The following is a 13,034-nucleotide window of genomic DNA, read 5'->3' as shown; positions in this document are numbered from 1 at the left end:
AAAAAGCACTTGTTGCCTTCGTAGACAATCAAGTGCTTTAAGTTCATATGTTTTTTAAATAGCATAAATTTTGTAGGTCTTAGCTTGATCTTTTATTACATCTTTCTATAAAAAACTGCAGTCCAATTGTATCTAACACTTAGGCTACACTTCATATTAGACATTTTTTCATATAAGTGTTCTTAGTATATTATTTTTGTAACTTTAAATTAGAAATTAACTCATCTAGACTATCCGAAATCGCTTTAAACGAACCTCGTTCAAAATTCTCCAATTCAACCTTACCACTTACATTATCTAACACAACTATTAAACCGTTCCCCTCTACACCTATTGGAGTCTTATCAACCTTATTATGATTGTTTTTATACCCTTCTAAATTACTTTCGAAGGAATCCAATTCAATATTTGGTAATACAGGTTCTAGCCTAATATAATGATTACCAATAAATCCATCTAAATCAGCAAACCAATAAGAATTAAAATAATAATCAATTGAAGTGTGCAGTTTAATTTCAAATCTTTCCTCAATCGTCGTTAAATCATTCTTATTATTTTTTTCAATAGGTTTCCATGAAATTTCTTCTTCATCATCCATTTCACCCTTATATATAAATGAAGCCACTTCTTCGTTATATGGCGTTTTAAATAAAAAATCTAACCCTTTATCAAAATATTCTTTTCTTAAATTAAAATATTTGCTCATAGCATCCTTCATTACCAAAATAATCATCCTTACTTTTCTAATAGTTCAGCATATTTTTGGTCATTCCCCCAAACTCCTGCGCTTTGCTCAGCATTATGAATCCATGCTAAACCTGGATATAGCTTTGAGGGTACAGCCATAGCTTGACCTCCACCACCAATGTGATGATGTATTAAAGTGTCATTATATAATTCTTTTAAATCATATTGGGGGAAATGTTTTCTAAACGTTGGATTGTTTATAGGCGCGAATCCTAATTCTATTTTTTGTCTATTTGACCTATTAAATGCTTCTGGGTACTTCTCTAACATCTCTTTCCAATAAAAATCTTTATCGCGTAACCAGCCCTCTGCATTGGTGTTTTTTTCACCTTTACCAACATAGGGCATCTCAACAGTTAACCGGGGATCCGCAGTATATTTAGCCTCTAGCTTACCTAAATCAGCACCACGATATGTTCTAATAGGATCATTAATATCACCTATCTTCTTAACCGTTTCACCCGTACCCTTAACCCCACCACTCTCCAAATTCGAGATCCTACTCTGAATACTCGCCTTTGAGGCATCATGGGCTTCTTGGAATTTCCCGCTTTAGTTCGTTCCAGTTCTAGCGACACTTCCATCTGGCAGTATTTCTACACCTTTAACGAGTGGGGTTACGGAGTCCACACCTTTTGCTCGTTTAATTTCAATTATATAATATTAACAATTCATTTTCTTTTATTAATATATACCGCATTATTCATTAAGTTTAAATAAATCTATGAAAAAAGCACTTGTTGTCCAAAATAACAATCAAATGCTTTAAGTTCATATGTTTTATAAGTAACATTAATCCGTCACTATTCTTTTTTTCAATAGTCCAACCAAAGCTAGTTGATTTGGATATTTTACATATTTACTCGCTAATAATGCAATTCTATTTTTCAGAAAGTTCATTAACAAATTCTGTGAAACTAGAAGCTATTTTTCTAATAAATTTTGGTTCTAATTCTCCTTCATCATCTATATGGTATGTATGGCAGTGATAAACACTACCTATATCGCTACCATGGATTGATATGCATATAATGTTATCAGCCAGGTCTTTCCCTATCGGAATAAATTTAGAGGGTAATTTATTCCCCTTGATATAATAATTTAAAGAATTTTGCAGATTATTTTCTGTTTCCTCTGATAGTGGAAAGAACATCATAATTGATGACGTAACCACATCATCTTTCGTACTAAATCTCCTTCTATTAGATTTACCACCATTATCCTTTAATAAAAAACTCTTATAATCATCTGGTAATTTTAATCCATTATTTTTTTCAAAACTCTCTATATCTTCTATTTTAATTTGTTTAAAAGTATATTCAAAACTAAGATTCATAATTCATCAACCTCCAACTCATTCATTTTCACTAAAATACAACGAATTTATTAAATTTGTAAAAGTACTACAAATATATTCAATCGCTTGTTCATCACTATCATAAAAAACTATTGTTGGTGAGTGTTTATCATTCCTAAAATCAAAGCATATTTTATTTCCAAATGGATCTGTAGCAAAGGGGATTATTCCCTTCGGGATGTATGGCGGGATAATATCATAAGTAATCGTTATACTAATATACTCATTTGTGTAGCTTAGTAAGCAATCAAAAACTCCTTCGCCACCATCTTCAAAGAAAAATATATTCGGTACTGGATGACCACCATTATACTTCATTACACACTCTTTGTAATCTTGAGGGAAAGTCACATTGAATTTCTCTTCAATTTTTGAAATTATCTGCTCAGTAATAGGAGAATGCGTACGCTCCCACTTTACTCTTTCCATGAAAACAACTCCCTAATTCGATTTATTATGACTCTTTTTATTTTACTATCTCTTCCATCTATTCCTCCACCCTAATATGCTCTACCTTCAGTATTAAGCACACTTATAAAATTATAATGTGTCTACTCATTTCTATCCTAAAACACAAAAAAGCACTTGATTGTTGCCTTTAATCGACAATCAAGTGCTTTAATTTCATCCATTTTTAAGTAGCATAAATTTGTAAGTTTTGTAGTAACAGTATCACACCTTTTATATGTGGTGAAAACTACTACGTTAAAACTTACGAGTTTGTACGAGTTCGTTAGTTTAATATACAATCCATGTTTATATTCGCCACCAAGTAAAATGTCATCTCACCTAAGCTCGTACTTCGTTTTCTATTCTATCATTGCACGTAATACTCTCTCCAGTATATCTAATTGAAATATCTATTCCTTTTTCAACTAGAAACTCAACTACTTCTTTATGCCCACCATAAATTGCTCCAAATAATGGATTTCTGTTCGCTAAGCTCACATCTAATTCTGCGCCGGTCTCTATTAAATACTTTACTATCTCCAAATGCCCCTCTCCTGCTGCCACTCTTAAAGGGGAAGCATCAAATATATCACCTTTTGTATTAACATCGATTCCTTTATGGATTAAATATTCCACTATTCCAAAATGTCCTTTCTTTGCTGCAACATGTAACCATGTACCAAATGGTGTCATTGAATGTAAAGATTCTGGATTATCTCCTATTAAACGTTTTACTTCATTCTATAAAATTTAAAAGTTAATACACTTATAAAATTATAATTCTCTTTTAAATTTTCACGTTAAAACACAAAAAAGCACTCTGAAATGAACCTTTCATGGCTCTACTTTGCGTTATTATGATTTTTGTTATTTTCATGTCTGTTAAAGTTATGGGGTATGTTCGAAGCGTTAGTAATAGTCATAAAGAGCAGGTTAGTTCCTTAACCAAAAACATAAAAGAAGAAAGAGGTATTCATTACAAACTACTAGTAGAAGAACGCAAACGTTCAGATAGACGAGAAAGAGAATTGTTCATAAACTTAGAAAAGAATACAGAACAATTAGAAGGTATTGCTACTACCCTTAAAAAAGTTCAATTTAGTTATGCTAGCTTAGAGAATAAAGTAATGCAAAACTTCGAGTATCTTGAAAGTGAAATTGAAAATGTAAAAATGCAAGTAACCAAAAAGGCCACGAATAATTCCTGGCCTTTTTGGTTTCTAAACCTAAAAATCTCTTTAAGTTTATAGACTTTGTATCAAAATTTTAAAAACCTTTTATTCAAAACCGATAACAATCCATTCATCTACAAAATTCCAAAAGTGAACATTATATTTAGGCTGACTCTTAGCTGACCAAAAAGTAGCATTGTTATTCTTACAATTTTCATAATCTATAGCTATGTAGCTCCCCATACCATTACTAAAGAATCCAAAAGATGTTTTTAAATTAATCCTTATAGGTTCTTCCAATTCATCTATAATCCCCCACTCTAAGTCATCATCCCCAAAGTAAGTTATAGCTTCTAATGGCATCAATCCCATCGATTCACTTGTGTAATCATAAAATCCATTATGAACATTTTCGTAAAAGTCCCTAATAGATTCAGGAATTTCTCTCCATGAAGATTCTAATTCCTCATTATTAAAACTATCTTTAGGATTTCTTCCTTCATAATATAAATCTTCTCCACCTTGATTTTTTATTGTATACAAGATTGAATAGGTGTCCTCACTTACCATCAGTTCAATATCCTCAAGGTATTCTGATAAGTAAGCAATAGTATTAGATAAATTATTATCTACATATTTTTTCCATATACTTAAAATTTTCTTGATTCTCTTTTCTCTATCATGTTCACTAAATACTTCCACCCATAAATCAGGAATTAAAGATGAGTTTATATTCTTAAATTCATTTGCATTAATCAATTGAATATCTTCATTATACTCTCTTAATATATCTAACTTAGAACTCATTTTTTTCCCATCCTTTTTAATATTATTTTATATTATTCTTTGTTAAAATCATCAATTTGTTTTTGCAATATTCTTTCAAGCTGTTTTTCTCTTGTAATCATCTTGCTCCTAAAGTCAGGACTAACTTCTACATCATCTGGTGTTCCCTTTTTATAATGTGTCCATTCTTCATACGATTTAGATTGCTTTGAAGTGTTTGCAGATTTACTTAATCCTGTAAAGTTTTCTGGGTTATTTAATACTTCTAACTGTTGTTTTTCTGTTAAATTACCAAAACCATCCATACTTGCAATTCTGTCCATAGACACAATATGATCTGCTTCTAGTGAACCTATAAAAGTTTTTCCAGGAAGAGCTTGATCTTCCGTTTCTATCTTTTTATTGTGGCCTTTATTTACTTGTTTTCTTATTTTTGCTGTCGGTGTTTTTTTCTTAATGCTTCATATTCTTCATCTGTAATCTTTCTCTCACCGTACCTAGGAGGAATTCCACTTTCACCCGTACCCTTAGGAACTTCATCGACTTTCCTTTCGAACTTGCTGATTAGATTTCCAAGCTTTTCCGTATCAACTTGGAGGGACCTCAATCCGAATAAATCAGCCGTCTGACTAAGCCTAACCTTAACAGGAATTGGAACATTCTGATATTCCTTTTTCCACCGTTAGCCGTGCTCATTCCGTCATAAACAGGGAGCTTGTATTTAACTTCATAAATACCTAGAATATCCGGATGTGGCGTTTTTGTTACACCTTGATTAATATTCTTTATCGGATCACCGAAGTTGTCTAAAATGTACTATTCAAAGTTTTCAAGGTTGTGTCCACCTTTTATACCTATAGTCGGTTTTGCTTTAAAACCTTCTACTTCAATTAAATGCTTATCATAACCAGTCTTAAAATTCACTTTAATTTTCGGATTAACTTTAGGAACTTCACCCGTCCCCTATGTTGTACTTTTAAATAATTCGGGGAAAAAGAAGAGGCTTTCTCTGGGTCGTTAGACCATAAAGAAAGCCCCGTTTAAATTAAAGAGATTAACCGACTATTAACTAATTCGAATCAATAAAATCCTATCATTAGTTTTCAGGAATATATAAATTCTCCACAAATTCAGAGAAACTTTTAGAAATTAGTCGGATGTATTCCTCTCTTAACTCGTTATCTTCTTCAAAGTAATCCATATCACAATGATATACACTACCTCTATCTTTCCCATCAATTGATAAACAAATCAAACTCCCCGCTGGGTCAATTCCAATTGGAAGCAAATTACTTGGTACCACTTGCACCAAATTATAACTTCTTAATTTCTCTTCTAGATTTATTTCATTTTCTATTGATAGAGGAAAAAACATTGAAACAGACGATGTTATTACGCCTTTCTTAGTTGTATCATTAGTTTTAAATCTTCGTTGCTCAGTTTTCCCTCCATTTTTAGACAGCAAAAATTGTTTATAATCATCAGGGAACAATATACCATACTTATTTTCGAAATCTTCGATATCTTCAATGCCAATAGAGGTAAAAGTATATTCAAAATCTAAATTCCTCATACAATTAACCTTCTTTCCTGTTCATTTTTTTTTGCTCAATCAGAGTATAATCTCTCAATCAATTCAGAAAAAGAGTCGCATATTAATTTAATTTTATCCTCATTCACTGATTCCTGATCATAGAAAACTACTGACGGAGAATCTTTAGTATCACAGTAATTAAAACAAATCAGTCCCCCAAATGGGTCTCTTGCAAATGGAATAATACCTTCCGGAAGTGAAGTTAATTCATAAACAACTTCTATATTTGCATCTTTGCTTGTAAAACTTAATAGACAATCAAAGACTGCTCCACCCTCATCATCATTAATATCATAAATATTAAGCTCAGGATAACCACCGTTATTTTTTTTAATGCATTCACGGTAATCATCTGGAAATCTGACACCAAATGAATTCTCCACAGCAATAATTACTTGCTCATCTATCGCTCCATCCGTAAATAGCCAAGTTACTCGGCTCATTTTATCATCTCCAAAATAATTTTCTTCAGTTTACCTGTTCTACCGTCATCTCTACCACCTGTATGACCCGCAACCTGATGTTCATAGTAATCAACAAGTTGCATTTTACCAGTCTCTTGATGATGATGCCATGTGACTGATTTTGGCTTCTTACCTAATTTGAATAGCTCAATATCTGTTTGGCTGAATTGTTTTGCTAAGTTTGGATCTTTCATTATATCGTCATATAATTTTTGTGAGAGATATTTAAACTGCACTGAGTCAGGCTCTATATGATATGACTCTGATAAAGATGTTTCATATTTTGAATTAAAAATTGGGTAATCATCTTTATCATATTTAACTTTATAAGTTTCCCCATTTTTCTTAGATGTAAATGTATAAGTAGTAATTCCTGTAGAATCATCTACTACTTTTTCTTCAAAATCTCTTGGTTTATTAGGTTTTCTACTATAAGGAGGTAAATCTCTAGCTGCTTTTGTCATAGCTTCTTCATATTCTGCAGTTCTTTCATTAGTCGGTTTAATTTTTTTAGTTTGAGTACCTTTACCCGTACCCTTTGTTGTAATTTTAAAATAAAAAGCACTTGTTGCCTATCATAGACAATCAAGTGCTTTAAGTTCAAGTGTTTTCTAAGTTTATAAGTCGTTAGTCACTTTAGGCTTATACGTACAATCATTTGATAATTACAGTATAGTACCCTATATGTCTTGACAAATTTCATTAATCCAATTTAAACGCAACAATTTTTCCTTCTGGATAATCACCATTCCAACCGCAAGGAAAAGCACCGAGTTGATATATCTCAAACAATTCTTCAAAAAAGGAGCTACTCTTTCCGTTTATCGCTCTATTGATGGCACAATTAGTAAGGTCAGCTACAACATCGTTATAAAATATACTATATTTAAATGAGCTTTTTCTCACATTATCAGCAATAATTTCTAATAATTCTTCCAATCCTTTAGGCTTTTCATTTTCTGACATTGCGTAATAAATACCCCAAACTTCACTCATTTCCAATTCTCTGATATCTTTCCAACTATACTCATCCTCGCCAAAAATCTCATCATAAGCTAAATGCTCTGCTTTTTTTATATCATTAATAATAACAATCTCATTGGAAATATTATTAGTAAGTTCGCTCTGGAAATTTTTCGAGAACTGAATTACCTCTTCAACTAAATTATTAAATACACCATAGTTCATTACTTATTATACCACCTTTCCCGAAGGTCAACTGTTGCCCCTCCTCCTCTTTTCCATACAGGAGTCGCAACTTCTTTGTCCATTCTTTCTATTTTGTATTGTTCTAATCCAATTTCTTTAATCCTTTTAAGTTCATTTTCAAGATAATTACCCTTCATGTATAGTGGTAATCCCTTTTCTTGAAGTAGTCTTAACTTTTGTTGCAATTCAAAAACTTGTTTTTCTATTATAGATATATCTTGCCTAATATCTATTTCATCCAATTTTCCCCTCACAAAATTACTATAAACTGCCTGATATCCTTTATATCTAGAAGTTACACTAACATCAGCATCTGGAACTCGAAGAAAAAATCCATTTGAGGCATCGTCCATGTCCATACCTATTTTTTGTAATACAGGATGCCGCCTAAATTCCTTAGGAATAATATGTTGTGCTTCATAAGGAGTTCGTTTTGTAGTATATTTTTTCCCAGTTTTGTAGAACTTCCTCCTGTCACCTTTCCGGGAATAAGCCTATTAACTTCACCCGTACCCTTAACCCCACCACTCTCCAAATTCGAGATCCTACTCTGAATACTCGCCTTTGAGGCATCATGGGCTTCTTTTATACTTTCACTTTCATTAAGTAATACTTCTTGCTCTTTAATGAAGAGAGATGGTTCACATCTTTTGCTAGTTTAATTTCAATTATATAATATTCACGACTTAGTCCATCCATCAAACAATTCTTAAAAATAATCTATATTGATTTCTACTTATTTATCAATCTCTAAAAAAGAGCACTCGCTACCAATCATAGGTTTTCGAGTGCTTAAATGTATATACTTCCCATCATATTTAAATCATTTTTAAGATTTGTTCCTTCACATTTTCGTCAAACTTGGCTCCTTCTACCTTTGCTCCCTTCCAGTCTACATTGTCAAGTTTAGCACCGGTAAAATTCGCATCCGTGAAATTCCCATTTAAAAGGATTGCTCCTGTTAAATCTGCGTTTGTAAAATCTACATTTCTAGCATCGACTTCTGATAAATTAGCATCTTCTAAATATGCTTTTTCAAAGTTACCTTCTGTAAGATTCGCGTTACTGAAATTCGTTCCCGTACAGTCAGCCTGTTCCGCATTGATTCCTGACAAATTTGCATGGCGAAAAGTAGCATGATTTAATATGTTCCAACTAATTCTCCATATGAAAAATCAACTTCGTCAAAACATGTTTCAAAACAACTACTTATATTCAATTTTGCATATTTCATATTCGCTTTAGAGAAATCCGCTTCACCAAACCTACAATCTGCAATGTGTATTTCCTCTAAATTACAACTTCTGAAATCAGCAAACTCAAAATCACAATCAAAAAACGATGCTCTCATTAATGAAGAAGCTCTTAACAGAACTCGTTTTGCCATGATACGCTCTGCCATTACCTCTGACAGGTCTGAAAAAGTAAGGTCTAAATCACTCATATCTAACTGATCTATAACCTCATCATTGTATTGAGATCTATTTAATATTTCCATGACTCTTATTTTATCATTACCATTTTCATTCACTATTACGATCTCCTTTCATTTAGCTTTTCAGATAGTCCTTCCAAGCAACATTTGGAGCATAAGTTATACCCATCTGATCTTCATCAAAACTTGGTATAGCCATTACTTGTGCTGGTTCCAAATACTTCATTACTTGTAGCCAATTATCAAGTAATGTATCACTGTCACTCTCTAATGGATTATTTAAAATATCAATACAAAGGCCACCCCAATCTAGCTCAGATACCACAGCTGGACTACTTTGTAATAATTCCTTATCAAACATTTCTAAAATATGACCACTAAAGTATGTTCTAGCCCCTATCCCTAAGGGACCGTTAGGAAGAAACCTAACTGGTATTGGTTGGGAAGATATTTCCATCCACATTTGTAAGCGTTCATGTTCGGTATTCCACGGATATGATAAAGGCCAAAAAATTTGAGTTACTCCATAACTTGGTTTCGCAATTTCTGCGATTTGGTCAGATAACTCAAAAAAAGCAGCCCATAATTTTTTAGGTATCGATTTATGAAACTCAAACTCTAAAAATGAACGATGGCTCCAATTAACTTGAAAACGTCCTGTGTAGTTCACAGACTTATCACGATACAGGTAAACTTCTGATACTCTACGCTCTGAAACTACTTTTTCCAGAATTTCCTGACGGTTATATTCTACCCGTACCGTTTCACAGTTGCCCCAATGAGTAGGAGCAAATTTTTCATTTGACTCAAACACATCCAAAAGACGACCTAATAATTCTTCTTCGTTAAAAGATACTGTAGGATACATTATAATTGTGAAAAAATCAGGTTTCATGTATATCCCCCTTAATATTAAAAAATATAGTCACATAATAATTTTTATTCACAGCTTTTTCCACCTACCTCCACCAGGTAAACGTGTATTGTTCTCCCATTTATGAGTCACTTTACCGCTATTTGGATCAGTGTAGTAAACATCACTATCCTTACCCAAAGGTCCACTTGGTCTTGGTTTAGGAGGAATCCCATTCAAATCAGGTTTGTCACTTGATATTGTCACAACATGACTCCCATTTTTATCTTCGAGCATTTCTCTTTCAGCTCGCATTTGCCTGTCGTTATGAATAGTTTGCTCTTTTTCACCCATTTTGTGTTTGTGATCATGAACTAAATCAATTTCACCCTTATCATTACGCCCAATACTATCTGGACGCGTAAGATGCCCTTCACTAGATGTATATGTAACAACCTCACCAGCGTTATTGTCCTCTAATTGGCGATCAAGATGTTCTCCCAAAGCTTTTCTCCCTTTTATTTCTTCTTCTCTTCCACGCTCTTGGCTCTTTCTTAAATTTTCAGTCCTAGCATCCCAATCTTTACGCTCTAAAGGTTGTTTCGTTTCTTCACAATGACGATCATATCTAATATCATCTGCTGCTTTATAATCTCCTCGCGCTTTAGCTTCATCTATTTTCTTTCGATAGTATTTTTCTCTTTCCTGAGTTAGCTTAATTTTGTTTGGGTTTACGTTACTACTATTACCCGTACCCTTAACCCCACCACTCTCCAAATTCGAGCTCCTACTCTGAATACTCGCCTTTGAGGCATCATGGGCTTCTTGGAATTTCCCGCTATAGTTCGTTCCAGTTCTAGCGACACTTCCATCTGGCAGTATTTCTACACCTTTAACGAATGGGGTTACGGAGTCCACACCTTTTGCTACTAGACCTTTAATGAAGTAATCCGCATCATTAATCTTATCTACGGTTTTCCAGCCTTGTATTTTTAAATTTTTTAATAGATTATTTTCCTTAAGCGATTGTACCACATTATTTCTACGCTAAAACACAAAAAAGCACTTGTTGCCTTTAGTCGACAATCAAATGCTTTAAGTTCTTCTGTTTTTAAGTAGCATAAATTTGTAAGTTTTATATTAACAAAATGATACCTTTTGTATGTCATGAAAACTACTGCGTTAAAACTTACGAGTTTGTACGAGTTCGTTAGTTTAATATACATTCCATGTGTTTATATTCATCACCCATTAAAATGTCATCTCGCCTAAGCTCGTACTTTGTTTTCTATTCTATCATTGCACACAGTACTCCATAATGGTACAACCATCATGGAGTTTATTCTTCAAAATAGCCATTTCTTTTTCTACCTACTTCTCATATATGCTTATGCACGTTTACGTTAAACTACTACAAGCTTTTATCATATATGGTATTGCACTCAATTTTTTGTATCTTCAAGATTTTTAAGATGTTTTTCTAAGTATTTTTTCCCTGAATTACTTTTAGGCATAAGACCAAGATGTTCATATTCCCAAATAATCATTCTCTCGTGCGAATTTTCATCCGAAAGGTCATCATAATTAAAGTCAATATTAAACTTTCCTGTATTATCAAAAATCATAGTGAAATTTGTCCAAGCTTCTTGATCATTATCAATAAACTCTTTCTTCATTCTCTTGATACAATCTAACAAACGATGCCACTTCTTAAAATATTCTTCTTCTGGGACATTAAAGTGTTCAAAAATACTATGACTGTAAATAGGAGTACTATTCTCTTCAGGGTAGTAATAAAAATATGACTCTTGAGCACCTTCCCCAACCTCACCATACAGGTAAACCTTAAACCAATTCTCTGGAATTGTATCAATTACAACCTCTGCTATTTCATTGTATAACTTGCTTAATTTTTCATCATTCATCTAATTTCCCTCCTGGTACATTATCAAAATTCCTCAATCTCCATCTATCTTCATCACCAATTTTATATCTAATAACAAAACTGTCTGGACGTTTTGAATTCCCGCTATAATTCGGCGTTATTTTCACCCTAACTTTATCACCATCATTAAGAGCATTAGCCCATTCATTCTCTAGTTTTTTCCATTCTCCTCTATTTAAGTTACTATTCATTGGAACTAAATTATCCATATTACCAGAGCCTTTAAATATAGTTGCAATTAAATGTCCGCCGTCATCATCATCCAAACGGTCATTCCCACCTACCGCTCTCTGAGCGTAGTTATTCCGCTTACCATCACCTAATTGAAGGCTACCCTCGCAACTTGCAACACGCCCTTGACTATCTGTTGTATATGTATATCCTTCTTTACTTGTATACTCAACATCTGGCTTTAATATCTTTTTACGTTTTTCCCTAGCATATTGTTCTCCATAGTTTACTTTTACAGGCCCTTCACCCGTACCCTTAACCCCACCACTCTCCAAATTCGAGACCCTACTCTGAATACTCGCCTTTGAGGCATCATGGGCTTCTTGGAATTTCCCGCTATAGTTCGTTCCAGATCTAATTACACTTCCATCTGGCATTATTTCTACACCTTTAACGAATGGGGATACGGAGTCCGCACCTTTTGCTAATGTATTTCCAATTATATAATACCAGTAATTTGGGTTAGCCTTAATTCACAAAAATAATTTTTATAAATTTATAGCATGCTTATCTATTAAAAAAGCACTTGTTGTCTTTAGTTGACAATCAAGCGCTTTAAGTTCATATATTTTTAAATAGCATAAATTTGTAAATTTTGTAGTAACAGTATGACACCATTTATATGTCGTGACAACGACTATGTTAACACTTACGAGTTTGTATGAGTTCGTTAGTTTAATATACATTCCATGTGTTTATATTCGTGAACCAGTAAAATGTCATCTCGCCTAAGCTCACACCTCGTTTTCTATTCTATCATTGCACACCACAGTACTCCATGATGGTACAAC

The 13,034-nt window shown here is 33.1% G+C and carries 18 protein-coding genes and 3 pseudogenes; 1 reads left to right on the top strand and 20 read right to left on the bottom strand.

The window, feature by feature from the left end; genetic code table 11:
- Positions 1-190: 190 nt before the first annotated feature.
- The 5 genes and pseudogenes from V7038_RS28645 to V7038_RS28625 form a co-directional block, all read right to left on the bottom strand.
- Positions 191-706, bottom strand: a complete 516-nt coding sequence (locus V7038_RS28645; protein ID WP_002110801.1) for a SecY-interacting protein Syd — start codon at positions 704-706, stop codon at positions 191-193.
- Positions 707-735: 29 nt separating this feature from the next.
- A pseudogene (locus V7038_RS28640) lies at positions 736-1,377 on the bottom strand (hypothetical protein).
- A gap of 250 nt (positions 1,378-1,627) precedes the next feature.
- The gene (locus V7038_RS28635; protein ID WP_335696024.1) at positions 1,628-2,083 is read right to left on the bottom strand and encodes an SMI1/KNR4 family protein; all 456 of its coding nucleotides are present in this window, start codon (positions 2,081-2,083) and stop codon (positions 1,628-1,630) included.
- Positions 2,084-2,101: 18 nt separating this feature from the next.
- Complete coding sequence (locus V7038_RS28630) at positions 2,102-2,533, bottom strand: SMI1/KNR4 family protein (protein ID WP_335696023.1); 432 nt, start codon at positions 2,531-2,533, stop codon at positions 2,102-2,104.
- Between the two features lie 360 nt (positions 2,534-2,893).
- Positions 2,894-3,247 carry an ankyrin repeat domain-containing protein gene (locus V7038_RS28625; RefSeq protein ID WP_002110806.1) on the bottom strand — a complete coding sequence of 118 codons (354 nt, stop codon included), beginning with the start codon at positions 3,245-3,247 and terminating at the stop codon, positions 2,894-2,896.
- A 182-nt stretch (positions 3,248-3,429) separates the two neighbouring features.
- Here V7038_RS28625 and V7038_RS28620 point away from each other — a divergent pair, with 182 nt between their 5' ends.
- Positions 3,430-3,804 (top strand): hypothetical protein, encoded by a 375-nt coding sequence (locus V7038_RS28620; RefSeq protein ID WP_335696022.1) that lies wholly within the window; start codon positions 3,430-3,432, stop codon positions 3,802-3,804.
- Between the two features lie 27 nt (positions 3,805-3,831).
- Here V7038_RS28620 and V7038_RS28615 read toward each other — a convergent pair whose 3' ends face one another.
- The 15 genes and pseudogenes from V7038_RS28615 to V7038_RS28545 form a co-directional block, all read right to left on the bottom strand.
- The gene (locus tag V7038_RS28615; RefSeq protein WP_002110809.1) at positions 3,832-4,533 is read right to left on the bottom strand and encodes a superoxide dismutase; all 702 of its coding nucleotides are present in this window, start codon (positions 4,531-4,533) and stop codon (positions 3,832-3,834) included.
- Positions 4,534-4,565: 32 nt separating this feature from the next.
- Positions 4,566-4,835, bottom strand: coding sequence for a hypothetical protein (locus tag V7038_RS28610; RefSeq protein WP_002110811.1), 270 nt, complete (start codon positions 4,833-4,835; stop codon positions 4,566-4,568).
- A 190-nt stretch (positions 4,836-5,025) separates the two neighbouring features.
- Positions 5,026-5,119 (bottom strand): annotated as a pseudogene (locus tag V7038_RS28605) (AHH domain-containing protein); the annotation flags it as partial.
- A 489-nt stretch (positions 5,120-5,608) separates the two neighbouring features.
- Positions 5,609-6,085 (bottom strand): SMI1/KNR4 family protein, encoded by a 477-nt coding sequence (locus tag V7038_RS28600; protein WP_335696021.1) that lies wholly within the window; start codon positions 6,083-6,085, stop codon positions 5,609-5,611.
- Between the two features lie 35 nt (positions 6,086-6,120).
- A complete protein-coding gene (locus V7038_RS28595) occupies positions 6,121-6,549 on the bottom strand; it encodes an SMI1/KNR4 family protein (protein WP_335696020.1) in 429 nt (142 codons plus the stop codon).
- Positions 6,546-7,034, bottom strand: a complete 489-nt coding sequence (locus V7038_RS28590) for an HNH endonuclease (RefSeq protein ID WP_033714099.1) — start codon at positions 7,032-7,034, stop codon at positions 6,546-6,548. The genes V7038_RS28595 and V7038_RS28590 overlap by 4 nt, the downstream gene beginning before the upstream one ends.
- 238 nt (positions 7,035-7,272) lie before the next feature.
- Positions 7,273-7,758, bottom strand: coding sequence for a hypothetical protein (locus V7038_RS28585; RefSeq protein ID WP_002137237.1), 486 nt, complete (start codon positions 7,756-7,758; stop codon positions 7,273-7,275).
- On the bottom strand, positions 7,758-8,183 hold the full coding sequence (locus V7038_RS28580) for an AHH domain-containing protein (protein WP_335696026.1): 426 nt from the start codon (positions 8,181-8,183) through the stop codon (positions 7,758-7,760). Before V7038_RS28580 ends, V7038_RS28585 begins: the two co-directional genes overlap by 1 nt.
- Complete coding sequence (locus V7038_RS28575) at positions 8,141-8,335, bottom strand: hypothetical protein (protein WP_332306797.1); 195 nt, start codon at positions 8,333-8,335, stop codon at positions 8,141-8,143. The genes V7038_RS28580 and V7038_RS28575 overlap by 43 nt, the downstream gene beginning before the upstream one ends.
- 262 nt (positions 8,336-8,597) lie before the next feature.
- Positions 8,598-9,310, bottom strand: a pseudogene (locus V7038_RS28570) (pentapeptide repeat-containing protein).
- A gap of 19 nt (positions 9,311-9,329) precedes the next feature.
- Positions 9,330-10,109 (bottom strand): hypothetical protein, encoded by a 780-nt coding sequence (locus tag V7038_RS28565; RefSeq protein WP_335696019.1) that lies wholly within the window; start codon positions 10,107-10,109, stop codon positions 9,330-9,332.
- A 48-nt stretch (positions 10,110-10,157) separates the two neighbouring features.
- Positions 10,158-10,985, bottom strand: coding sequence for an ADP-ribosyltransferase (locus tag V7038_RS28560; RefSeq protein ID WP_335696025.1), 828 nt, complete (start codon positions 10,983-10,985; stop codon positions 10,158-10,160).
- A 524-nt stretch (positions 10,986-11,509) separates the two neighbouring features.
- Entirely contained in the window at positions 11,510-11,992 is a 483-nt protein-coding gene (locus V7038_RS28555; protein WP_000997352.1) for an antitoxin YezG family protein, read from the bottom strand.
- Complete coding sequence (locus tag V7038_RS28550; protein WP_335696018.1) at positions 11,985-12,620, bottom strand: DNA/RNA non-specific endonuclease; 636 nt, start codon at positions 12,618-12,620, stop codon at positions 11,985-11,987. The genes V7038_RS28555 and V7038_RS28550 overlap by 8 nt, the downstream gene beginning before the upstream one ends.
- Before the next feature lie 111 nt (positions 12,621-12,731).
- Complete coding sequence (locus tag V7038_RS28545) at positions 12,732-12,923, bottom strand: hypothetical protein (protein ID WP_098883137.1); 192 nt, start codon at positions 12,921-12,923, stop codon at positions 12,732-12,734.
- Positions 12,924-13,034 lie beyond the last annotated feature (111 nt).

This window comes from Bacillus sp. JJ783, assembly GCF_036963225.1.
Taxonomy (GTDB): domain Bacteria; phylum Bacillota; class Bacilli; order Bacillales; family Bacillaceae_G; genus Bacillus_A; species Bacillus_A cereus_U.
The sequence above is the reverse complement of the archived record's forward strand: the minus strand, read 5'-3'. Positions and strand labels throughout refer to the sequence as shown.